Genomic DNA, 23,347 nt, shown 5'->3' on the forward strand with positions numbered 1-23,347 from the left:
CAGTCATGCTAGGGACGAGTCCATGACGTCAACCGGCAAAAAAGCCGGCTTTCCCGGCCCAGGGCCGACCGTTCGGCGGGTGCGCCGAACGGAGTGGAAGGAATTCACGGAATTCATACCCAGTTGCCGCCGATGTTGCGTCGGTGCTCGTCGTCCTCGGCCAGCTTGCGGTCGATGGCCGCGAGATGGGCGTCGGGCGACGGCTGCGCTGCGGCCGCATGGGCCACGTCGACATGCTCGGACCCGAGCAGCGGGGCGCTCGGCGGTGCCAGCACGTCATGCAGGCTGACCGTCGCGTCCTTGCCGTCGTCGGCCTTCTGCGGCTGCACGTCCTTGGCGAACCAGACGTCGGCGACCTCGTGCTTGCTGCCGTCGGTCGTCGTGTAGCTGGACACCAGGCCGACGAGGTTGCCGTGGTCGCTGCCCGAACCCTTGGCGGCATTCAGGTCCAGCGAGGTGATGCCCAGTTCGTCCAGGGTCTTGAGCTCGCCGGAGTCGGTCTTGCCGTCGTGGTTGGCGTCGACCCAGACCTGCAGCTGCTTCCAGTTGGCGTCGTGGGCGTCCAGCTTGCCGTCGTGGTTGGTGTCCTGCTCGGCCATGGCGGCATAGCCGTCCTTGGCGTGCTTGCCATTGGCCAGCACGGTGCCCATGCCGAAGAGCTCGCTGCCGTTGTTGATGATGCCGTCGTGGTTGCGGTCCATGACGAGCAGGCCATCGCCACCGGCCACCCAGCCGACCTTGTGGGCCTGTCCGGTGCCCAGCAGGTCGAAGTTGACGCCCTGGGCGGCGGCCAGCGTGTTGACGCCGTGGCCGTCCAGGTCGAGCACGATGGGCGTGACGTTGAAGTAGGCGTTCATCTGCGCCGCGCTCATCTCGCTGAAGGTCGTGCCTTGCAGCGCGTCGAGCTGGGCCATGCTCATGGCCGAGATGTCGCGGGTTTCCAGGCCGCCGATCTGGTCCGTCGTCAGGCTGTGGATCTGGTCCGTCGTCAGGGCGGCGGCCTGGGCCGTCGTCAGGGCCGTGATCTGCGTCGCCTTCAGCGTGCTGAACTGGTCGCTGGTGATGGCCTGGATCTGCGCATTGCTCATCGCCGCGATATGGGCGGTGCCCAGGGCGCGCAGGTCGTCGGTTTCCAGGGCGCCGATCTGGGCGTTCGTGAAGGACTTGACCTGGTTGGTCGTGAAGGCCGCGAACTGGGCGGTCGTGAAGGTGTTCAGGTCGTCCGTGGCCAGGTTGTTGATCTGGCTGGTCGTCAGCACCGACACGCGGGTGCCCAGGCCAGTCAGCTGATCGGTCGTCAGCGCACCCAGCTGGCTGTTGGTGATGGCCTGCAGCGACGCCGAGGACAGCTTGGCCAGGTCGTCGGAGTCGATGGCGACGATCTGGTCGGTCGACAGCGAATGCACCTGGGCCGTCGTCAGCACCGCGACCTGGGCCGAGCTCATCGCCGTCATGTCGGCGGCATTCATGCCCTGGAACTGCGCCGTGCTCAGCGACATCACCTGGGCCGTGCTCAGGGCGGCGATGTGGTCGGTCTGCAGCGCCGCGACCTGGTCGGAGTTCAGGCTGGACAGGGCCACCGTCGTCACCGAGCGCAGGTCGGCCGTCTGCAGATTGGACAGCTGGTCGGTGGTCAGCGCGCCGAACTGGGCGGAGCTCATCACCGCGTAGTGCTGGGTGCCCAGGGCGGTCAGGTCCTCCGTCGTCAGATGCGACATCTGGCTGGCCGTCAGCGCCTGGACCTGAGTCGTGCTCATGCGGGCGAACTGGTCGGTCGTGAAGGCGTTCAGGTCGTCGCTGTTCATCGTCGACAGCTGGGCCGTCGTCAGCGCGTTGACCTGGGCCGAGCTCAGGGCTTGCAGCTGGTCGCTGGTGAGACCGTCGATCTGGGTGCTGGACAGGGCGCGCAGGGCCGTCGTCGTCAGGAAGCGCATGTCGCCGGTTTCGATGGCGGCCAGCTGGTCCGTGCTCAGCGTCTGCAGCTGGGCCGAGCTCAACACGGCCACCTGGGCGGTGCCCAGCGCATTCATGTCACCGGTCGTCAGGCCCTGGACCTGGACCGTCGTCAGCGAGGCGATCTGGGCCGTGCTCAGGCTGGAGACCTCGTCGGAGCTGAGGACCTGGATCTGGTCGGAGCTCAGGCCGCGCAGGGCCGCGGTGGTGACGGCGCGCAGGTCGGCCGTCTCCATCTTGGGCAGCTGGTCGGTCGTCAGCGAGCCGAACTGGCTAGAGTTCAGCGTCGCGAACTGGGCCGAGCCCATGGCGTTGAGACTGTCCGTCGTCAGGTTGCTCAGCTGCGTCGTCGTCAGCACGGCGACCTGGGCGGTGGACAGCTTGTTGAACTGGTCCGACGTCAGGCTGTTGAGGTCATCGGTGTTCAACGTGCGGACCTGGTCGGTCGTCAGCGAGTTGACCTGGGCCGAGGTCAGGGCGCGCAGCTGGTCGGAGGTCAGGCCGTCGAGCTGGGTGCTGGTCAGGGCGCGCAGGGCCGCCGTCGTCAGCGACTTCATGTCGGACGCGTCGATGGCCGAGAGCTGGTCGGTGTTGAGCTGGGCGACCTGGGTCGAGCTCAGCGAGGCGACCTGGGCGGTGCCCAGGGCCACCATGTCGCCGGTGGTCAGGCCATGGACCTGGGCCGTCGTCAGCGCGGCGATCTGGCCGGTGGACAGGCTGGCGGCCTCATCCGACGTCAGCGACTGGATCTGGTCGGAGCTCAGGCCGCGCAGCGCATTGGTGGTGACGGCGCGCAGGTCGGCCGTCTCCATCTTGGAGAGCTGGTCGGTCGTCAGCGAAGCGAACTGCGAGGACGACAGCGTCGCGAACTGGGCCGAGCCCATGGCGTTGAGGTTGTCCGTCGCCAGGTTGCTCAGCTGCGCGGTCGTCAGCGCCTGGATCTGCCCCGTCGACAGGCGGGCGATCTGGTCCGTCGTCAGGACGTTGAGGTCGTCGGTGTTGAGGTTGATGACCTGCGGGTTGGTGGTCAGCGCGTTCAGCTGGGTGCTGGTCAGGGCGCGCAGCTGGTCGGACGTCAGGCCGTCGAGCTGGGTGCTGGACAGGGCGCGCAGGGCGGCCGTCGTCAGCGACTTCATGTCGGCCGCGTCGATGGCCGCCAGCTGATCCGTGGACAGCGCCTGGGCCTGGGCCGAGTTCAGCACGCCGACCTGGGCCGTGGACAGGGCCGCCATGTCGGCGGTCGTCAGGCCCTTGACCTGGCTGGCCGACAGCGAGGCGATCTGGCCGGTGGACAGGCCCGCCACCTCGTCGCTGGTCAGCGTCAGGATCTGGTCGGAGGACAGGCCCGCCAGGGCCGCGGTGGTGACGGCACGCAGGTCGGCCGTCTCCATCTTGGACAGCTGGTCGGTCGTCAGCGAGGAGAACTGGGCCGAGTTCAGCGTCGCGAACTGGGCCGAGCCGAGTGCGTTGAGGCTGTCGGTGGCCAGGTGGCTGAGCTGGTTGGTCGTCAGCGACTGGACCTGGCTGGTGGACAGCTTGTTGAACTGGTCGGACGTCAGGCTGTTCAGGTCGTCGGTGTTCAGCGTGCTGACCTGCGCCGTGGTCAGGGCCGTGATCTGCGTTGAGCTCAGGGCGCGCAGCTGGTCGGAGGTCAGGCCATCCAGCTGGGTGCTGGTGAGGGCACGCAGGGCGGCCGTCGTCAGCGACTTCATGTCGGGCGCATCGATGGCGGACAGCTGATCGGTGCTCAGCCCCTGCACCTGGGTCGAGCTCAGCACGGCCACCTGGGCGGTGCCGAGGGCGCTCATGTCGCCGGTCGTCAGGCCCTGGACCTGCACGGTCGTCAGCGAGGCGATCTGGGCCGTGCTCAGGCTGGAGACCTCATCGGACGTCAGCGTCTGGATCTGGTCCGAGCTCAGGCCGCGCAGGGCCGCGGTGGTGACGGCGCGCAGGTCGGCCGTCTCCATCTTGGGCAGCTGGTCGGTCGTCAGCGAGCCGAACTGGCTGGAGTTCAGCGTCGCGAACTGGGCCGAGCCCATGGCGTTGAGGCTGTCCGTCGTCAGGTTGCTCAGCTGGGTCGTTGTCAGCACCGCCACCTGGGCGGTCGACAGCTTGTTGAACTGGTCGGACGTCAGGCTGTTGAGGTCGTCCGTGTTCAGCGTGCGGACCTGGTCGGTCGTCAGCGCGTTGATCTGGCCGGAGCTCAGAGCGCGCAGCTGATCACTGGTGAGGCCGTCGAGTTGGGTGCTGGTGAGGGCGCGCAGGGCGGCCGTCGTCAGCGACTTCATGTCGGTGGCTTCGATGGCCGACAGCTGGTCGGTGTTGAGCTGGGCGACCTGGGTCGAGCTCAGCGAGGCGACCTGGGCGGTGCCCAGGGCGACCATGTCGCCGGTGGTCAGACCATGGACCTGAGATGTCGTCAGCGTGGCGATCTGGGCCGTCGACATCGAGCCGACTTCGTCGGACGTCAGCGACTGGACCTGGTCGGAGCTCAGGCCGCGCAGGGCATTGGTCGTGACCGCACGCAGGTCGGCCGTCTCCATCTTGGACAGCTGGTCGGTGGTCAGCGAACCGAACTGGTTGGACGACAGCGTGGCGAACTGCGCCGAACCCATGGCGTTGAGGCTGTCGGTGACGAGGTTGCTCAGCTGCGTCGTCGTCAGTGCCTGGATCTGGCCGGTCGACAGGCGGGCGATCTGGTCCGTCGTCAGCACATTGAGGTCATCGGTGTTGAGGCCGACGATCTGCGGGCTGGTGGTCAGGGCATTCAGCTGGGTGCTGGTCAGGGCGCGCAGCTGGTCGCTGGTCAGGGCATCGATCTGGGTGCTGGACAGGGCGCGCAGGGCGGCCGTCGTCAGCGACTTCATGTCGGACGCGTCGATGGCCGACAGCTGGTCGGTATCCAATGCCGCGGCCTGCGACGAGCTCAGGGCGGCGACCTGGCCGGTGCCCAGGGCCGACATGTCGCCGGTCGTCAGGCCCTTGATCTGGGCCGTCGTCAGCGCGGCGATCTGGCCGGTGCTCATGCCGGCCACCTCGTCGGTGGTCAGGGACTGGATCTGGTCGGAGCTCAGGCCGCGCAGGGCGTTGGTCGTGACGGCACGCAGGTCGGCCGTCTCCATCCTGGACAACTGGTCGGTGGTCAGCGAAGAGAACTGCGAGGAGTTCAGCGTCGCGAACTGGGCCGAGCCCATGGCGTTGAGGCTGTCGGTGACGAGGTTGCTCAGCTGCGTCGTCGTCAGCGCCTGGACCTGCGAGGTCGACAGGCGGGCGATCTGGTCCGTCGTCAGGACGTTGAGGTCGTCGGTGTTCAGGTTGACGACCTGCGGGCTGGTGGTCAGCGCGTTCAGCTGGGTGCTGGTGAGGCCGCGCAGCTGGTCGGACGTCAGGCCATCCAGCTGGGCGCTGCTGAGGGCGCGCAGCGTGGCGGTCGTCAGCGACTTCATGTCGGACGCATCGATGGCCGACAGCTGGTCGGTGTTCAGCGCCTGGGCCTGGGTCGAGTTCAGCACGCCGACCTGGGCGGTGGACAGGGCCGTCATGTCGCCAGCCGTCAGGCCCTTGACCTGGGTGGCCGACAGCGAGGCGATCTGGCCCGTGGACATGGCCGCCACCTCGTCGGTGGTCAGCATCAGGATCTGGTCGGACGACAGGCCCGCCAGTGCGGCCGTGGTGACGGCGCGCAGGTCGGCCGTCTCCAGCTTGGGCAACTGGTCGGACGTCAGGGAACCGAACTGGGCCGAGTTCAGCGTCGCGAACTGGGCCGAGCCCAGGGCGTTGAGGCTGTCGGTGCCCAGGTGGCTGAGCTGGTTGGTCGTCAGCACCTGGATCTGGGTGGTCGACAGCTTGTTGAACTGGTCGGACGTCAGGCTGTTCAGGTCATCCGTGTTCAGCGTGCGGACCTGGTCGGTGGTCAGCGAGTTGATCTGGCCGGACGAGATCGCGCGCAGCTGGTCGGAGGTCAGACCGTCCAGCTGGGTGCTGGACAGGGCGCGCAGGGCGGTCGTGGTCAGGAAGCGGATGTCGCCGGTCTCGATGGCGGCGAGCTGGTCCGTGCTCAGGTTCTGGGCCTGGGCCGCGCTCAGCACGCCGACCTGGGCCGTGCCCAGGGCCACCATGTCGCCGGTCGTCAGGCCCTGGACCTGGAGGGTGGTCAGCGAGCTGATCTGGGCCGTGGTCAGGCCGCCCACCTCGTCGGAGGTCAGCGTCAGGATCTGGTCGGAGGACAGGCCGCGCAGTGCGGTCGTGGTGACCGAGCGCAGGTCGGCCGTCTCCATCTTGGGCAGCTGATCGGAGGTCAGCGAGCCGAACTGGCTGGAGCTCAGCGTCGCGAACTGGGCCGAGCCCATCGCGTTGAGGTTGTCGGTTGTCAGGTTGCTCAGCTGCGTCGTCGTCAGCACGGCGACCTGGGCGGTGGAGAGCTTGTTGAACTGGTCGGACGCCAGCACGTTGAGATCGTCGGTGTTCAGCGTGCGGACCTGGTCGGTGGTCAGCGCATTGATCTGGCTGGAGCTCAGGGCACGCAGCTGGTCCGAGGTCAGGCCGTCGAGCTGGGTGCTGGTGAGGGCACGCAGGGCCGCCGTCGTCAGCGACTTCATGTCGGCCGCGTCGATGGCCGAGAGCTGGTCGGTGTTCAGCTGGGCCGCCTGGGCGGAGCTGAGAGCGGCCACCTGGGCGCTGCCCAGAGCCACCATGTCGCCGGTGGTCAGGCCGTGGACCTGGGCCGTCGTCAGCGCGCTGATCTGGGCCGTCGACATCGAGCCGACCTCGTCCGAGGTCAGCGACTGCACCTGGTCGGAGCTCAGGCCGCGCAGCGCATTGGTCGTGACCGCACGCAGGTCGGCCGTTTCCATCTTGGAGAGCTGGTCGGTCGTCAGCGAACCGAACTGGTTGGACGACAGGGTTGCGAACTGGGCCGAGCCCATCGCGTTCAGGTTGTCGGTGACCAGGTTGCTCAGCTGGGTCGTCGTCAGCGCCTGGATCTGGGCGGTCGACAGGCGGGCGATCTGGTCCGTCGTCAGCACATTGAGGTCATCGGTGTTGAGGCCGACGATCTGCGGTGCGGTGGTCAGGGCGTTCAGCTGGGCGCTGGTCAGGGCGCGCAGCTGGTCGCTGGTGAGGCCGTCGATCTGGGTGCTGGACAGCGCGCGCAGGGCGGCCGTCGTCATAGCCTTCATGTCGGCCGCTTCGATGGCCGACAGCTGGTCGGTGCTCAGCGCCGCGGCCTGGCCCGAGCTCAGGGCCGCCACCTGGCCGCTGCTCAGTGCCACCATGTCGCCGCTCGTCAGGCCCTTGACCTGGGTGGCGGACAGCGAGGCGATCTGGCCGGTGGTCAGGCTGCCCACCTCGTCGGAGCTCAGCGTAAGGATCTGGTCGGAAGTGAGGCCGGCCAGGGCCGCCGTGGTGACGGCGCGCAGGTCGGCCGTCTCCAGCTTGGGCAGTTGGTCGGACGTCAGCGAGCCGAACTGGGCCGAGCTGAGCGTCGCGAACTGGCTCGAGCCGAGCGCGTTCAGGTTGTCGGTGGCGAGGTGGCTGAGCTGGTTGGTCGTCAGCGCCTGGATCTGGCCGGTGGACAGCTTGTTGAACTGGTCGGACGTCAGGCTGTTCAGGTCATCGGTGTTCAGCGTGTTGACCTGGGCCGTCGTCAGGGCGGTGATCTGGCCGGAGCTCAAGGCGCGCAGCTGGTCGGAGGTCAGGCCGTCGAGCTGGGTGCTGCTCAGGGCACGCAGGGCGGCCGTGGTCAGGAAGCGGACATCGCCAGTCTCGATGGCGGCCAGCTGGTCGGTGTTCAGCGCCTGGACCTGGGCCGAGCTCAGCACGCCGACCTGGGCGGTGCCCAGGGCGACCATGTCGCCTGTCGTCAGGCCCTGGACCTGCACCGTGCTCAGCGAGCCGATCTGGGCGGTCGTCAGGCTGGAAACCTCGTCGGAGGCCAGCGTCTGGATCTGGTCGGACGTCAGGCCACGCAGGGCCGCGGTGGTGACGGCACGCAGGTCGGCCGTCTCCAGCTTGGACAGCTGGTCGGAGGTCAGCGAACCGAACTGGGTCGACGACAGCGTGGCGAACTGGGCCGTGCCCAGGGCGTTGAGGTTGTCGGTGGCCAGATTGCTGAGCTGGGCCGTCGTCAGCGCCTGGACCTGGGCGGTGGACAGCTTGTTGAACTGGTCGGACGTCAGGCTGTTGAGGTCGTCCGTGTTCAGGGTGCGGACCTGGTCGGTGGTCAGCGCATTGATCTGGCTGGAGGTCAGGGCACGCAGCTGGTCGCTGGTGAGGCTGTCCAGCTGGGTGCTGGTCAGGCCGCGCACGGCGGCCGTGCTCAGCAGCTTCACGTCGGTCGCTTCGATGGCCGACAGCTGGTCGGTGCTCAGGCCCGACACCTGGGCCGAGCTGAGCGCGGCGACCTGGGCGGTACCCAAGGCGACCATGTCGCCGGTGGTCAGGCCCTTGATCTGAGCCGTCGTCAGCGAGGCGATCTGGCCGGTGCTGAGGCTGGCCACCTCGTCGGACGTCAGGGTCTGGATCTGGTCGGACGTCAGGCCGGCCAGCGCCGCCGTCGTGACGGCGCGCAGGTCGGCCGTCTCCATCGTCGGCAACTGGTCGGTCGTCAACGAGCCGAACTGCGAGGAGTTCAGCGTGGCGAACTGGGCCGAGCCCATGGCGTTCAGGCTGTCCGTCGTCAGATGGCTGAGCTGGGCCGTCGTCAGCGCGGCGACCTGGGCCGTGGAGAGCTTGTTGAACTGGTCGGACGACAGGCTGTTCAGGTCGTCGGTGTTCAGGGTGCGGACCTGGTCGGTCGTCAGCGAGTTGACCTGGGCCGAGCTCAGGGCGCGCAGCTGGTCGCTGGTGAGACCGTCGAGCTGGGTGCTGGTCAGGGCGCGCAGCGCGGCCGTGCTCAGCGACTTCATGTCAGCTGCTTCGATGGCCGACAGCTGGTCGGTGCTCAGCGCCGCCACCTGGGTCGAGCTCAGGGCCGCGATGTGCGCGGTGCCCAGGGCGATCATGTCGCCGGTGGTCAGGCCCTTGACCTGGCCCGTCGTCAGCGCGGAGATCTGGGCCGTCGTCAGGGCGCCCACCTCGTCGGAGGTCAGGGTCTGGATCTGGTCGGAGGAGAGGCCGCGCAGGGCCGCGGTGGTGACGGCGCGCAGGTCGGCCGTCTCCATCGTCGGCAGCTGGTCGGAGGTCAGCGAGCTGAACTGGGCCGAGTTCAGCGTGGCGAACTGGGTCGAACCCATCGCATTCAGGCTGTCCGTCGTCAGATGGCTGAGCTGGGCCGTGGTCAGCACGGCGACCTGGGCCGTGGAGAGCTTGTTGAACTGGTCGGACGACAGGCTGTTCAGGTCGTCCGTGTTCAGTGTGCGGACCTGGTCGGTCGTCAGCGCATTGACCTGGCCGGAGCTCAGGGCGCGCAGCTGGTCGCTGGTCAGGCCGTCGAGCTGGGTGCTCGTGAGGGCGCGCAGGGCCACCGTCGTCAGTGACTTCATGTCGGCCGCGTCGATGGCCGACAGCTGGTCCGTGCTCAGCTGGGCGACCTGGGCCGAGCTCAGCACGGCCACCTGGGCGGTGTCCAGGGCGGTCATGTCGCCGGCCGTCAGGCCCTTGACCTGGGCGGTGGTCAGCGAACCGATCTGGGCGGTGCTGAGGCTGGCGACCTCGTCGGAGGTCAGGGTCTGGATCTGGTCGGAGGAGAGGCCGCGCAGGGCCGTGGTGGTGACGGCGCGCAGGTCGGCCGTCTCCATCTTGGGCAACTGGTCCGAGGTCAGCGCGCCGACCTGCAGGGAGGACAGGGCGGCGAACTGGGCCGAGCCCATCGCGTTCAGGCCGTCGGTCGTCAGGTGGCTGATCTGGCTGGTCGTCAGCGACTGCACCTGGGCCGTCGTGAACTTGTTGAACTGGTCCGACGTCAGCACATTGAGGTCGTCGGTGTTCAGGGTGCTGACCTGGGCGGTGGTCAGGGCGGTGATCTGGCTGGACGACAGGGCGCGCAGCTGGTCGCTGGTGAGGCCATCCAGCTGGGTGCTGGTCAGGGCGCGCAGCGCGGCCGTGGTGATGAAGCGCACGTCCGTCGCTTCCAGGGCCGACAGCTGGTCGGTCGACAGGCCCTTGGCCTGGGCCGAAGTCAGGGCGCCCACCTGGCCGGTGGTCAGGGCCACCATGTCGGCGGTGTTGAAGCCCTGCAGCTGGCTGGTGCTGAGGGTCAGGATCTGGCCGGTGCTCAGGGCCTGCAGCTGGTCGGTCGTGAAGGCGCCGATCTGGTCGGAATTGAAACCGCCGATGGAAGCGGTCGAGATGGCGCGCAGGTCTTCGGTCTGGAAGGAGCGCAGCTGGTCGCTGCTCAAAACGGAGAGGCCGCTGGAGGTGATCACAGCGGCCTGCACGGTGGTCAGCGCGATCAGCTGGTCGGTGCTGAAGGCAGCCCAGTCCTCGGTCGTGAAATCCCGGATCGTCGTCGTCGTCAGACCAGGGATCTTCGAGACCGGAATAAAGGGGACGATGCTTGCCATGGTGTTTTACCTGCTGTGCTGACGGCCACCGCCTCGTGAAAGGCGATGGCCTGCGTCGAATGGAGGCCTCGACGCGGGGCGCTGTCTCGTGGTCTGCCGTGCCCGCCAGACCATCCCTGGCGGGCCCGACCAGGCGCTGAATCCGTGGAAACCCGTGCCGCGCAGGCGGACTCGTATCCCTAGATTTCAAGTGCTTCGATCGGTTATCGGGCCCCTTGGGCTTGACTTGAGGAACAAAGTCTCAAATCGGCCCGCGCGGCTCGAAACCGGGCTCGCCGCACCCGGTCCGAACGCCCGGATCGGGGGTGGTTTACCCAGTAATCGCTATGCTAGTAAGCACTTAGCGAATTCACGAGCCGATAAGGACGGGCTTTCGGTGGCAGTTCACGCCGGCCCCGTTTGCCTTCAAGAAGCTGTCTGGGTGGCGCTCAGGCCGTTACAAAAATGGGCTTGAACCAGGGCCCGGCAGGCCGTCGCATCCCGCGACAGCAGCGCCTTCACGATGGCGCGGTGTTCGTCCAAAGACTCCGCCAGCCGTCCCTCCCGGAACAGCGAATGGTGGCGGTTGAGCTTCATCAGCCGACGCAGGTCGCCGACGATCTGCAGCCGCCAGCGGTTGCCGTCGATTTCCAGCACGCGCAGGTGAAAGCGCTCGTTGGCGGCGAAGAAGGCGTCGCGGTCGGGCAGGGCCTCCTCCAGTGCCCGGTGCAGTTCGCCCAGTTCGTTCAGCTCGGCATCGGTCGCCCGGCTGGCGATTTCGGCCGCGGCGTCACTTTCGAGAAGGGAGAGCAGTTGATAGGCTTCCCTGACGTCGCGCTCGCTCATCTCGGTCACGTAGGCGCCGCGGCGCAGCTTCATCGTCACCAGGCCTTCCGAGGCCAGCACCTTCAGGGCCTCACGCATGGGCGTGCGGCTGATGCCGAGTTCGGCGCAGAGCTTCAGTTCATCGATCCAGGACCCCGGCTCCAACTCGCGCGCCAGGATCTGCTGGCGCAGGCGGTCGGCCACCTGCTCGTAGAGAGCCGAGGCAGCAAGCGGGGCGTGGTCGAGGGAGCCGGCAGCGGACATGGACCGAGTGTAGCGATTCTGAATTCATAATTATGAATAATTACTTCGGCTAAGATGCCCACCCAGTTACAGGAGAGTTTCGATGTCGGACGCCAGCCGCGCCGGGGATGTCCCGGAGTTCAAGACCGAGTTCAAGACGGCTTCGCTGGATCAGTGGAACAAGGCCGCCGCCAAATCCGCCCCTGGCGGTGATGTGAGCGCGTTGAACTGGGTCACACCCGAGGGGCTGACCGTCAAGCCGCTCTACACGGCCGCCGACACGGCCGACCTGCCGCATGCCGACACGCTGCCCGGCTTCGAGCCCTTTTTGCGCGGCCCGCAGGCCACCATGTATGCGGCCCGCCCGTGGACCATCCGCCAGTACGCCGGCTTCTCGACCGCCGAGGAGAGCAATGCCTTCTATCGCAAGGCCCTGGCGGCCGGCGGCCAGGGCGTGTCGGTCGCCTTCGACCTGGCCACCCACCGCGGCTATGACAGCGACCATCCGCGCGTGACCGGCGACGTCGGCAAGGCCGGCGTGGCCATCGACTCGGTGGAGGACATGAAGATCCTGTTCGACGGCATCCCGCTGGACAAGGTGTCGGTCTCCATGACCATGAACGGCGCCGTGCTGCCGGTGCTGGCCGGCTATGTGGTGGCGGCGGAAGAGCAGGGCGTCAGCCAGGACAAGCTGGCCGGGACCATCCAGAACGACATCCTCAAGGAGTTCATGGTCCGCAACACCTACATCTACCCGCCCGAGCCGTCGATGCGCATCGTCGGCGACATCATCGAATACACGGCGCGGGAGATGCCCAAGTTCAATTCCATCTCCATCTCCGGCTATCACATGCAGGAGGCGGGCGCCAACCAGGCGCTGGAGCTGGCCTTCACGCTGGCCGACGGCCAGGAGTACGTGAAGACGGCCATGGCCAAGGGGCTGAGCGTCGACGACTTCGCGCCGCGCCTGTCCTTCTTCTGGGCCATCGGGATGAACTTCTATCTCGAGATCGCCAAGATGCGCGCGGCCCGGCTCTTGTGGACCCGCATCATGAAAGGCTTCGGCGCGACCGCGCCCAAGAGCCTGATGCTGCGCACCCACTGCCAGACCTCGGGATGGAGCCTGACGGCCCAGGACCCGTACAACAACGTGGTGCGCACCACCATCGAAGCCATGGCCGCCGTCTTCGGCGGCACGCAGAGCCTGCACACCAACTCGCTGGACGAGGCCATCGCCCTGCCCACCGAGTTCAGCAGCCGCATTGCGCGCAACACCCAGCTCATCATCCAGGAAGAGACCCACATCACCAGCGTCGTCGACCCTTGGGCCGGCAGCTACATGATGGAAAAGCTGACCCAGGACATGGCCGACAGGGCCTGGGAGATCATCGAGGAAGTGAATGCCCAGGGCGGCATGATCAAGGCGGTGGACTCGGGCTGGGCCAAGCTGAAGATCGAGGCGAGTGCCGCGGAGAAGCAGGCGCGCATCGACTCGGGCCAGGACGTCATCGTCGGCGTCAACAAATACAAGCTGGCCAAGGAAGACCCCATCGACATCCTCGACGTCGACAACGTCAAGGTGCGCGATGGCCAGATCGCGCGACTGCAGCAGATCAAGGCCACGCGCGACACGGCCGCGGTGCAGGTCGCGCTCGCCGCGCTGACCCAGGCCGCCGAGACCGGCGAAGGCAATCTGCTCGACCTGGCCATCAAGGCGGTGCGGCTGCGCGCGACCGTGGGCGAGGTGAGCGACGCGCTGGAAGCCGTCTTCGGCCGCCACCGCGCCGACACCCACAAGGTCAGCGGCGTCTACGCGGCGGCCTACGACTCGGCCGAAGGCTGGGCCAAGCTGCAGGGCGAGATCGCGGCCTTCGGCGACGAACAGGGTCGCCGGCCCCGCGTGATGATTGCCAAGCTGGGCCAGGACGGCCACGACCGCGGCGCCAAGGTGGTGGCGACCGCGTTTGCCGACCTGGGCTTCGACGTCGATATCGGCCCGCTGTTCCAGACCCCGGAGGAGTGCGCCCGCCAGGCCATCGAGAACGACGTGCATGCCGTCGGCGTCTCCACGCTGGCCGCGGGCCACAAGACCCTGGTACCGGCCATCATCGAAGAGCTGAAGAAGCAGGGCGCCGATGACATCATCGTCTTCGTCGGCGGCGTCATCCCGGCCCAGGACTACGACTTCCTCTACCAGGCCGGCGTCAAGGGCGTCTACGGCCCGGGCACGCCCATCCCGGCCAGCGCCAAGGATGTGCTGGAGCAGATCCGCTTAAAGGTGGCTGCCTGATGACACCGACGCTGGCGCCCGTCGCCGACGCCGATTTCGAGGCCATGCCGGAGCTGCGCATCGAGGCGCTGCGCGAGAGCCTGGAGCGGCTCGGCCGCTTCAGCCCCGAGGTGGCGCGGGCGCGGCTGAAGAGCCAGTTCCGACCGGAGTGGATGCAGCATCTCGTCGTGGATGGCGAGCGCGTCGGCTACTTCACCGTCGAGCCGCGCGAGGGCGAATTGCGCCTGCATCACCTCTATCTGCGCCCTCAGGCGCAAGGGCTGGGCGTGGGGGCCTGGGTGCTTGACCAGATCAAGGCGCAGGGTCTGCCCATCACGTTGGCCGCGCTGCGCGAGAGCCGCGCCAACGACTTCTACCGTCGACATGGCTTCAAGGTGGTGGAGGAGCAGGACTTCGACATCGAATACCGCTGGGAGGCCGCTTGAGCGTTGCCGCGCCGCTTCAGGCTGGAGACCGCCGCGCGCTGGCCAAGGCCATCACGCTGATCGAGTCCACGCGCGTCGATCATCGCGAGCAGGCCGATGCGCTGCTGACCGAGCTGATGCCCGCCACCGGCCGCGCGCTGCGCCTGGGCATCTCCGGCGTGCCGGGTGTCGGCAAGAGCACCTTCATCGAGGCCTTCGGCTGTTTCCTGCTGGAGCATGGCCACCGCGTCGCGGTGCTGACGGTGGACCCGTCCAGCAGCGTTTCCGGCGGCGCCATCCTGGGCGACAAGACGCGCATGGAAAAGCTCTCCATGGACCTGCGCGCCTTCATCCGCCCCAGTCCGAGCAGCGGGACTCTCGGTGGCGTGGCCGAGAAGACGCGCGAGGCCATGCTGCTGTGCGAGGCGGCCGGCTATGACGTCGTCATCGTCGAGACCGTCGGCGTCGGCCAGAGCGAGACGGCCGTGGCTGGCATGACCGACCTGTATCTGTTGCTGCAGCTGCCCAATGCCGGCGACGATCTGCAGGCCATCAAGAAGGGCGTCATGGAGCTGGCCGATCTCGTCGTCATCAACAAGGCCGACCTCGACGATGTGGCCGCCACCCGTGCCCAGGCGCAGATCACGTCGGCGCTGCGCCTGCTGCCCACGCACGCCCATGCGACCCAGCGCGTGATGAAGGTCAGCGCCTTGAAGTCCAGCGGCATCGAGCCCGTGTGGGCCGCGCTGACCGCCCTGCGCGGCGAGCGCGAGGCCAGCGGTGCGTGGAGCGCCAAGCGTCGCGAGCAGTCGCTGGCGTGGATGTGGGAACGCATCCAGTCCGGGCTGAAGCAGGCCTTTGTCGCACATCCCGCCGTGAAAACTCAGCTGGACGCCGCCACAGTCGCCGTGCGCGAAGGCCGCACACCGGCTTCCACCGCGGCCCGCCAGTTGCTGGCGACTTTCAGGAATTCCGCATGATCACCGGCCTGCATCACATCAATCTGCGCGCGCCCGCCGAACTGCTGGCCACGCTGCGCGACTTCTACCGGGACGTGCTTGGCCTGGAGCAGGGCGAGCGGCCGGACTTCGGCAGCCCGGGCTACTGGCTGTACGCCGGTGGCCACCCGGTTGTCCATCTGTCCACGCAGAGGGCCGATGAGCCCCTGCGCGGCCCGGTCAACCCGGCGGCGCCGACGACCTACGACCACACGGCTTTCTTCGGCACCGACCCGACCGCGACGGCCGCGCACCTGCGTGCCCGCGGCGTGGCTTTCCACGAGTCCCGCTCCGCCGTCACCGGCCAGCACCAGTTCTTCTTCCAAGACCCCGCCGGCAACGGCGTGGAGATCAATTTCCCGTTCGAGGGTTGAACCGACATGCAAGACATCCTGCAAGCACTTGAAGCCAAGCGCAGCCTCGCGCGGCTTGGCGGTGGCGAGAAGCGCATTGCCGCCCAGCATGCCAAGGGCAAGCTGACCGCCCGTGAAAGGCTGGAGCTGCTCTTCGACGAGGGCAGCTTCGAGGAATGGGACATGTTCGTCGAGCACCGCTGCGTCGACTTCGGCATGGCCGACAACAAGATTCCCGGCGACGGCGTCGTGACCGGCTACGGCATGATCAACGGCCGCCTGGCCTTCGCCTTCAGCCAGGACTTCACCGTCTTCGGCGGTGCGCTCAGCGAATCCCACGCCGAGAAGATCTGCAAGGTGATGGACCAGGCCATGAAGGTCGGCGCCCCCGTCATCGGCCTCAACGACTCGGGCGGCGCGCGCATCCAGGAAGGTGTCGCCAGCTTGGGCGGTTATGCCGACGTCTTCCAGAAGAACGTGATGGCCTCGGGCGTCATCCCGCAGATCAGCATGATCATGGGCCCCTGCGCGGGCGGCGCCGTTTATTCGCCGGCCATGACCGACTTCATCTTCATGGTGAAGGACAGCTCGTACATGTTCGTCACCGGCCCCGAGGTCGTGAAGACGGTGACGCACGAGGAAGTGACGGCCGAGGAACTCGGGGGAGCTGCGACGCACAACAGCCGCAGCGGCGTGGCCGACCTGGCCTTCGAGAACGACGTCGAGGCGCTGCTGATGCTGCGTCGCTTCTTCAACTACCTGCCGCTGTCCAACCGCGAGAAGGCGCCTTGCCGCCCCAGCGGCGACCCCGTCAACCGCCTGGACTACTCGCTGGACACCCTGGTGCCCGACAACGCGAACAAGCCCTATGACATCAAGGAGCTGATCCTGAAGGTCGTCGACGATGGCGACTTCTTCGAGCTGCAGCCCGACTACGCCAAGAACATCGTCACCGGCTTCGCGCGCATGGAAGGCCAGACGGTGGGCATCGTCGCCAACCAGCCCCTGGTGCTGGCCGGCTGCCTGGACATCAAGAGCAGCATCAAGGCGGCGCGCTTCGTGCGCTTCTGCGACGCCTTCAACATCCCGGTCATCACCTTCGTCGACGTGCCCGGCTTCATGCCCGGCACCTCCCAGGAGTACGGCGGCATCATCAAGCATGGCGCCAAGCTGCTCTATGCCTACGCCGAATGCACGGTGCCCAAGATCACCGTCATCACCCGCAAGGCCTATGGCGGCGCCTATGATGTGATGGCCTCCAAGCATCTGCGTGGCGACGTCAACTTCGCCTGGCCGAATGCCGAGATCGCCGTGATGGGTGCCAAGGGCGCGGTGGAGATCATCTTTCGCGAGGACAAGAAGGACCCCGCCAAGCTGGCCGAGCGCGAGGCCGAATACAAGGCCCGCTTCGCCAACCCCTTCGTGGCCGGCGCCCGCGGCTTCATCGACGACGTCATCCAGCCCCACGAGACGCGCAAGCGCATCTGTCGCAGCCTGTCGATGCTGAAGGACAAGAAGCTGGAGAACCCGTGGCGCAAGCACGGGAATATTCCGCTGTGAGCAAGCGCTGGTTGGTGGCGCTGGCGGTCGGTCTGGTGGCCGTCCAGGCTCAGGCCGCGCAGCACAAGGATGCCGCCGGTGGCTGTGCGGTGTCGGCGCCGGCCTATCTGGCCAGCAGCGACTATGCGTTCAGCTATCAGGGCGCCTGCCGCGACGGTCTCGCCGAAGGCCAGGGCAAGGCCGTCTGGACGTTGCGCAATTCGCCCCAGCACCGCGAGGAATGGGCCGGCCGCTTCAGCGCCGGCGTCTACCTGCCCGAGCCGTCGGCGGGCATGAAGGCGCGCGCCCTGCGTGGCGACAGCGTGCTGTTCGATGTCGGCCCCCTGCCCAAGCTGGAAGGCATGAGCCCGAGACTGGCCGTGGAGGCCACCAGCGAGCTGACCCAATACCCTGATCCCTGCAAGCCCGTCACTCTCTTCGTGCTGCAGGCCGACGGCCCGGCCCTGGTGTCGGACGACATCGCCAAGCAGATGCTGCGATCGGCCCTGGACAAGCTCAAGCAGCGCTGTGGCGACGACCGCCTGCGCGAGCGCGGCCGTCCCGGCGGCGAGCGCAGCCATGTCCGCGTGCGCATGGTGCCGCAGCCAGAACTGGAGATGGATCAGTACGGCAACCCCCAGGGCATCGTCGTCGACGCGGCCATGTCGCTGGAGGCTGGCAAGGACTTCACCCAGTACAGCAACAGCGTGGCCAGCCAGCTGCGCCAGCGCCAGGCGCGCGAGGAGCGTGAAGCACAGCGCCAGGCCAATGTGCAGCGCCTGAAGGCCTTTGCCAAGTCGGCCGACGCCAGCGCCTGGGTCAGCCTGCCGGTGCTGATGCAGAACCCCTTCCGCTATCAAGGCAAGGTGGTGCTGACCTCGGCCGCCCTGGACGAGGTGGTCGGCCCGACGCGGGCGCGCCTGCAGGGCCTGGGTCGCGACCGCTACGGCACCCATGCGCTGATCGAGGGCGAGGGACTGGCGCAGTGGGAGCCGGGCGCACGCGTGATGGCCGTACGCGTGCTGGGCCGGTTGTCGGACACCGATGCCACGCTGCCCGGCTGGCTGCATCTGCAACTGGTCAACCAGTTGAAGTGCGAGCAGGGCGATTGCGGTGACCGGCTGCAGCTGCCGGCCCCGCTGAAAGATGGCGAGGCACCGTGATGGGCAAGGCGACCTGCGCTGTCGAGGCGCGCGAACTCACTGACATCCCCAACATCGGCAAGGCCATGGCCGCCGACCTGGTGGGCCTGGGACTGCCCACGCCCGCGCATGTGAAGGCCATGGACCCCTTCAAGACCTACGACCGCCTGCGCGACGCCCAGGGCCGCCTGCACGACCCCTGCGTGCTGGACACCTTCATGGCCGCGCATGACTTCATGAACGGCGGGCCCGCCCAGCCGTGGTGGCACTTCACCGAGCAGCGCAAGAAGCTGCTCGGCAAGACGAAATAAAGAGGTACTGCATGTTCACCAAGATCCTGATCGCCAACCGCGGTGAAATCGCTTGCCGGGTCATTGCTACGGCAAAGAAGATGGACATCAAGACGGTTGCCGTCTACTCCGAAGCCGACAAGGACGCCCGCCATGTCGACCTGGCCGACGAGGCCGTGCTGCTCGGCCCGGCGCCGTCGCGCGAGAGCTATCTGGTCGCCGACAAGATCATTGCGGCCGCCAAACAGACCGGCGCCCAGGCCATCCATCCCGGCTATGGCTTCCTGTCCGAGAACGAGGACTTCGCCCGTCGCGTGGAAGAGGAGGGCATGGTCTTCATCGGCCCCAAGCACTACAGCATCGCGGCCATGGGCGACAAGATCGCCTCCAAGAAGCTGGCCAACGAGGCCAAGGTCAGCACCATTCCCGGCCACAACGAGCCCATCCTGGCGCCCGAAGAGGCCGTCGAGATCGCCAAGCGCATCGGCTACCCGGTCATGATCAAGGCCAGCGCCGGCGGCGGCGGCAAGGGCCTGCGCGTGGCCTTCAACGACAAGGAATGCTTCGAGGGCTTCACGTCCTGCCGCAACGAGGCGCGCAACAGCTTCGGCGACGACCGCGTCTTCATGGAGAAGTTCGTCGAGCAGCCGCGCCACATCGAGATCCAGGTGCTGGGCGACTCGCAGGGCAACGTCGTCTACCTGCATGAGCGCGAATGCTCCATCCAGCGCCGCCACCAGAAGGTCATCGAAGAAGCGCCGTCGCCCTTCATCAGCGAGGCGACGCGCAAGGCCATGGGCGAACAGGCCGTGGCCCTGGCCAAGGCGGTGAAGTACCAGAGCGCCGGCACGGTGGAGTTCGTCGTCGGCAAGGACCAGGACTTCTACTTCCTGGAGATGAACACGCGGCTGCAGGTCGAGCACCCGGTCACCGAATGCATCACCGGCCTGGACCTGGTCGAGCAGATGATCCGCGTCGCCGCGGGCGAGGCGCTGTCGTTCAAGCAGGCCGACATCAAGCGCGATGGCTGGGCCATCGAGTGCCGCATCAACGCGGAAGACCCCTTCCGCAACTTCCTGCCCTCGACCGGCCGCCTGGTGCGCTACCAGCCGCCTGAAACGACGATGACTCAGGCCGAGCCCGAGCGCTTCGGCGTGCGCGTGGACACCGGCGTCTACGAGGGCGGCGAGATCCCGATGTTCTACGACTCGATGATCGCCAAGCTCATCGTGCACGGGAAGGATCGCACCGAGGCGATCGGCAAGATGCGCGAGGCGCTGAACGGCTTCGTCATCCGCGGCGTGTCCAGCAACATCCCCTTCCAGGCGGCCCTGCTGGCGCATCCGGATTTCGCGACCGGCAACTTCAACACCGGTTTCATTGCCAAGCACTACGCCGAGGGCTTCAGGGCCGAGGACGTGCCGCATGCCGACCCGCTCTTCCTGGTGGCCCTGGCCGGCTTCATTCGCCGCAAGGCCCGCGAGCGCGAGGCCGGCATCAGCGGCCAGCTGCGCGGCCACGAGGTGCAGATCGAGCATGACTACGTCGCCGTGGTGAATCTGGGCGGCGGCAAGACCGAACAGCACCCCATGCACATCAGCGAATTCGCCGGTGCCCTGGGCGAGGCGCGCGTGCAGGTGGGCGGCAAGGATTACCGCATCGTTTCCCGCTCGCGCCTCAACGACGTGCGCATCAGCGGCACGGTGAATGGTCAGCCCTTCACGGCCCAGGCCGAGCGCGGCACGGCCAAGAACCCGCTGGCCTACCGCATCCAGCATGGTGGCCGCTCCATCGAGCTGACCGTGCTGAGCCCGCGCGCGGCCGAGTTGCAGGCCCTGATGCCCTACAAGGCGCCGCCCGACACCTCCAAGCTGCTGCTGTCGCCCATGCCGGGCCTGCTGGTACATCTGGCCGCCCAGGTCGGCCAGACCGTACAGGCCGGCGAACGCCTGGCCGTCATCGAGGCGATGAAGATGGAGAACATCCTCTCCGCAGTGCAGGACGTGACCGTGGCCGAAGTGCTGGCCAAGCCGGGTGAGAGCCTGTCCGTCGATCAGCCCATCCTGAGGTTTGCCTGATGAACGCGCACCGTCCCTTCAAGGTCCTGGGCCTGCAGCAGATCGCCATCGGCGGCCTCGACAAGGGCAGGCTCAGCCATCTGTGGGTGAACCTGCTCGGCGTGCCGGTGACCGGCAACTTCAAGAGCGAGCGCGAGAACGTCGACGAGGACATCTGCACGCTGGGGCAGGGCGTCCATGCCGTCGAGGTCGACCTGATGCAGCCGCTGGACCCCGAGAAGAAGCCGGCCGTGCATGCCACGCCGCTCAACCACATCGGCCTGTGGGTGGATGACCTGCCGGTGGCCGTGCAGTGGCTGGAGTCGCAGGGCCTGCGCTTTGCGCCTGGCGGCATCCGCCGCGGCGCGGCCGGTCATGACATCTGCTTTGTCCACCCCAAGGGCAACGAGCAGTTTCCGTTCGGCGGCGAAGGCGTGCTGATCGAACTGGTGCAGGCGCCGCCCGAGGTCATCGCGGCACTGGCTTGACCTGGTCGTCCAGGCCGTAGCGGTGCTGCAGCGCGGCGAGGGCGGCTTCTTCCTCGCGCAGGAAGCGGTCGAACTGCGCCACGAGTTCCGCGTGCCTGACGCTGGAGAGCCGGTAGTGGAATTCGTAGTTCGTCGGTGGCACGGACCTTGATGGCACGAGGGCGCCTTCCCCTCCCAGTTGCTTCAACTGGTACTGCGCGACGGGCAGGGCCAGGTGCACGCCATCGATACGTCCGGCCAGGGCCATGCGGATGAGGCGAGATGGATCGCCGGCCTCGGTCACGCGCAGGTCGCCGGCCTGGATCTGCGGCAGGAAGCGCTTGGGCGTGAAGCCGCGCACGATGCCGAGTTCATGCGGGGGCAGGTCCTGTCTGGCGGGCGGCACCATGACAACGTCCTGGAAGGGCACCGTCGGCGCCGAGTAGGTCAGTTGATGGCCACGCTTGGCCTCGGCCTGCCAGTTCGGGTTGTCCGGAAAGACGCCGTCGAGCCGGCCGGCCACATGTTCGGCCGTCAGCCGCCTGGTGGGCAGGGCCCGGTACTCGAAGCTGTGGCCATGGCGGCGGCCGAACAGGTCGAACAGCTCGCGCACATAGCCGCGGAACTCGCCCCCGCTGCCCGTGCTCATGATGGGCGCGTAGTCCATGTCCTCCACGCCGATGACGAAATGCCCCGCCAGCGCGGGCTGGGCGGCCAGCAGCAGGGCCGCGGCGACGTGGGCGGGGCGGAGGGTACGTCTTCCCGAGGTCATCGCCGCACCGGGCTGAGGGCCGGGCCGCGCTCAGCCGGCCTGGCGCGGCGTGCTGGCCAGCTTGTTGAGGTCGACACCGCCGATGACGCTGCGCAACTGCTCGATGCCGACCTGATCGCCCTTGGCCTCGACGATGACGCCGTTGGGCAGCAACACCGTCATCTCGGCGTGGGAGCCATCCTTTCGATACTCCTCGCGCACCGTGCGGTCGCCCTGCTTGAACACGCGCTCGACGCGGCCATCGGCCTCCTTGTCGAGCGTCATATTGGCCCAGCCGGCCAGGCTGGCCATGCCGGCGAGGCTGCCCATGTCGGTGATGTCCAGGGCGATGGACTTGTCGCCATTGCCGTAGCGGGCCTTGGCAGAGGACGAGTTGATGCCCATGGCGCCGCCGCTCTGGGCTTCCACGCTGGTGCGCTTGAAGTCGCCAATGTTGTCGGGCAGCAGGGCCTTGAGGTCGGCCGCCGGCATGGGCTTGCCGCCACCGGTGGCGCCGGTCATCGCGCCCATCATCTCGCTCAGGGCCTTGCCCGTGGCGGCACTGTCGCCCTTGGCCTGCGCCTCTTCCATCTTCTTGCCCAGGGCCTCCATGCGCTTGGCGGCCGCTTCCATCTTGCTGGTGTCGAGGGTGACATCACCGCCCGGGGCGTGGACGGTCACCGAGCCGCCGTCGGGCTGTCCGCCGCCCCAACTGCTCAAGCGATGCGAAGCGCCCAGCACCGCCCCGGTCACCGCCCCCACCACCAGCCCTGCCACGATGCCGGCCACGACGATGACGGCCGTGTAGCCGGCTGACTTCTCCGGCGGGTTGCGCATCAGCACCGGCAGCCCGAGGTAGATGAGGTAGACGGAATAGAGGCCGGCCAGCAGGCCCAGCAGGCCCAGCGAGGGCAGCAGCTGAAACACGCCGCCGACGAAGCCGGCCGTGCAGCCATAGGCCACCAGCTTCAGCGCTGCCAGCGGGTCCGGCGTGCCGCCGAAGGTGGGTGCCAGCGCGTTCACCAGCAGCGACAGCAGATAGACCATGCCCAGCGACATCGCATAGCCCAGCACCATGTGCACCAGGCCGCTGGCGAAGGGCACGCGGTAGCTGAAGCCGAAGCCGCCCATGCCCACGACCGACATGCCGATGAAGCCGGCCACGGCCGGAATCGCCGCCAGGATCAGCAGCCATTCCTTGTACAGCGACTGCGTCGTGGCGGCCTCCTGGGCGATCTGCGGCCAGGTGTCCTTGGGCTTGAGCAGGATGTCTTGGATGCGTTGGACCAGGTTCATGAGGGTCTCCGGGTGAGATGACCCATCCTAGAAGCCTGTACCGGCGCGGCACTCGGGGCTTTCATGTAGCTGCTTGCGGCAGGTCGGCTTGAACGTTCGCGAAGCGCCACTTCCCGAATCGCCGCTTCTGCGAACCCGTACCCGCCCGTAACCTGCGCAGCAGCAAAACTTGCGCGTGCCGCGCTGGGCTGACCGGCCCGTGGCACACCGGGAGGCGAGGGGGCCACAAGCCGTTTCGCGAGTTCGGTCGCAAGGCTTT

At 67.5% G+C, this 23,347-nt stretch carries 13 protein-coding genes; 9 read left to right on the forward strand and 4 right to left on the reverse strand.

Annotated elements, in window-relative coordinates:
- Positions 1–113: 113 nt before the first annotated feature.
- Entirely contained in the window at positions 114–10,454 is a 10,341-nt protein-coding gene (locus AC3WOE_RS02340; protein ID WP_492687957.1) for a beta strand repeat-containing protein, read from the reverse strand.
- Positions 10,455–10,859: 405 nt separating this feature from the next.
- Positions 10,860–11,522 (reverse strand): GntR family transcriptional regulator, encoded by a 663-nt coding sequence (locus AC3WOE_RS02345; RefSeq protein WP_492687959.1) that lies wholly within the window; start codon positions 11,520–11,522, stop codon positions 10,860–10,862.
- Positions 11,523–11,604: 82 nt separating this feature from the next.
- Between AC3WOE_RS02345 and scpA the strand changes: the two genes are divergently transcribed.
- Genes scpA through AC3WOE_RS02390 form a run of 9 tightly spaced genes read left to right on the forward strand, consistent with a single transcriptional unit; the run spans position 11,605 to position 21,062 of the window.
- A complete protein-coding gene (scpA, locus tag AC3WOE_RS02350) occupies positions 11,605–13,791 on the forward strand; it encodes a methylmalonyl-CoA mutase (RefSeq protein ID WP_492687961.1) in 2,187 nt (728 codons plus the stop codon).
- A complete protein-coding gene (locus tag AC3WOE_RS02355) occupies positions 13,791–14,216 on the forward strand; it encodes a GNAT family N-acetyltransferase (RefSeq protein ID WP_492687963.1) in 426 nt (141 codons plus the stop codon). Before scpA ends, AC3WOE_RS02355 begins: the two co-directional genes overlap by 1 nt.
- Positions 14,213–15,175 carry a methylmalonyl Co-A mutase-associated GTPase MeaB gene (gene meaB / locus AC3WOE_RS02360; RefSeq protein ID WP_492687965.1) on the forward strand — a complete coding sequence of 321 codons (963 nt, stop codon included), beginning with the start codon at positions 14,213–14,215 and terminating at the stop codon, positions 15,173–15,175. Before AC3WOE_RS02355 ends, meaB begins: the two co-directional genes overlap by 4 nt.
- Positions 15,172–15,567, forward strand: a complete 396-nt coding sequence (locus AC3WOE_RS02365) for a VOC family protein (RefSeq protein WP_492687967.1) — start codon at positions 15,172–15,174, stop codon at positions 15,565–15,567. The genes meaB and AC3WOE_RS02365 overlap by 4 nt, the downstream gene beginning before the upstream one ends.
- A gap of 6 nt (positions 15,568–15,573) precedes the next feature.
- A complete protein-coding gene (locus tag AC3WOE_RS02370) occupies positions 15,574–17,106 on the forward strand; it encodes an acyl-CoA carboxylase subunit beta (RefSeq protein WP_492687969.1) in 1,533 nt (510 codons plus the stop codon).
- Positions 17,103–18,248, forward strand: coding sequence for a hypothetical protein (locus tag AC3WOE_RS02375; protein WP_492687971.1), 1,146 nt, complete (start codon positions 17,103–17,105; stop codon positions 18,246–18,248). Before AC3WOE_RS02370 ends, AC3WOE_RS02375 begins: the two co-directional genes overlap by 4 nt.
- Positions 18,248–18,538 carry a helix-hairpin-helix domain-containing protein gene (locus tag AC3WOE_RS02380; RefSeq protein WP_492687972.1) on the forward strand — a complete coding sequence of 97 codons (291 nt, stop codon included), beginning with the start codon at positions 18,248–18,250 and terminating at the stop codon, positions 18,536–18,538. Before AC3WOE_RS02375 ends, AC3WOE_RS02380 begins: the two co-directional genes overlap by 1 nt.
- Before the next feature lie 11 nt (positions 18,539–18,549).
- Positions 18,550–20,595: an acetyl-CoA carboxylase biotin carboxylase subunit gene (locus tag AC3WOE_RS02385; RefSeq protein ID WP_492687973.1), complete on the forward strand. Its 2,046-nt coding sequence runs from the start codon at positions 18,550–18,552 to the stop codon at positions 20,593–20,595.
- Positions 20,595–21,062, forward strand: coding sequence for a VOC family protein (locus tag AC3WOE_RS02390; RefSeq protein ID WP_492687975.1), 468 nt, complete (start codon positions 20,595–20,597; stop codon positions 21,060–21,062). Before AC3WOE_RS02385 ends, AC3WOE_RS02390 begins: the two co-directional genes overlap by 1 nt.
- Here AC3WOE_RS02390 and AC3WOE_RS02395 read toward each other — a convergent pair.
- Positions 21,043–21,813 (reverse strand): substrate-binding periplasmic protein, encoded by a 771-nt coding sequence (locus AC3WOE_RS02395; RefSeq protein WP_492687977.1) that lies wholly within the window; start codon positions 21,811–21,813, stop codon positions 21,043–21,045. The genes AC3WOE_RS02390 and AC3WOE_RS02395 overlap by 20 nt on opposite strands.
- Before the next feature lie 30 nt (positions 21,814–21,843).
- Positions 21,844–23,088: a Yip1 family protein gene (locus AC3WOE_RS02400; RefSeq protein ID WP_492687979.1), complete on the reverse strand. Its 1,245-nt coding sequence runs from the start codon at positions 23,086–23,088 to the stop codon at positions 21,844–21,846.
- Between the last annotated feature and the right edge of the window lie 259 nt (positions 23,089–23,347).

The sequence above is a fragment of the Roseateles sp. FW305-36 genome (assembly GCF_058787015.1).

Excerpts from the sequence above, each read along its gene's own strand:
- AC3WOE_RS02340 (WP_492687957.1), bottom strand. The coding sequence starts at position 10,454 with ATGGCAAGCATCGTCCCCTTTATTCCGGTCTCGAAGATCCCTGGTCTG.
- AC3WOE_RS02345 (WP_492687959.1), bottom strand. The coding sequence starts at position 11,522 with ATGTCCGCTGCCGGCTCCCTCGACCACGCCCCGCTTGCTGCCTCGGCT.
- scpA (WP_492687961.1), top strand. The coding sequence starts at position 11,605 with ATGTCGGACGCCAGCCGCGCCGGGGATGTCCCGGAGTTCAAGACCGAG.
- AC3WOE_RS02355 (WP_492687963.1), top strand. The coding sequence starts at position 13,791 with ATGACACCGACGCTGGCGCCCGTCGCCGACGCCGATTTCGAGGCCATG.
- AC3WOE_RS02365 (WP_492687967.1), top strand. The coding sequence starts at position 15,172 with ATGATCACCGGCCTGCATCACATCAATCTGCGCGCGCCCGCCGAACTG.
- AC3WOE_RS02370 (WP_492687969.1), top strand. The coding sequence starts at position 15,574 with ATGCAAGACATCCTGCAAGCACTTGAAGCCAAGCGCAGCCTCGCGCGG.
- AC3WOE_RS02380 (WP_492687972.1), top strand. The coding sequence starts at position 18,248 with ATGGGCAAGGCGACCTGCGCTGTCGAGGCGCGCGAACTCACTGACATC.
- AC3WOE_RS02385 (WP_492687973.1), top strand. The coding sequence starts at position 18,550 with ATGTTCACCAAGATCCTGATCGCCAACCGCGGTGAAATCGCTTGCCGG.
- AC3WOE_RS02390 (WP_492687975.1), top strand. The coding sequence starts at position 20,595 with ATGAACGCGCACCGTCCCTTCAAGGTCCTGGGCCTGCAGCAGATCGCC.
- AC3WOE_RS02395 (WP_492687977.1), bottom strand. The coding sequence starts at position 21,813 with ATGACCTCGGGAAGACGTACCCTCCGCCCCGCCCACGTCGCCGCGGCC.
- AC3WOE_RS02400 (WP_492687979.1), bottom strand. The coding sequence starts at position 23,088 with ATGAACCTGGTCCAACGCATCCAAGACATCCTGCTCAAGCCCAAGGAC.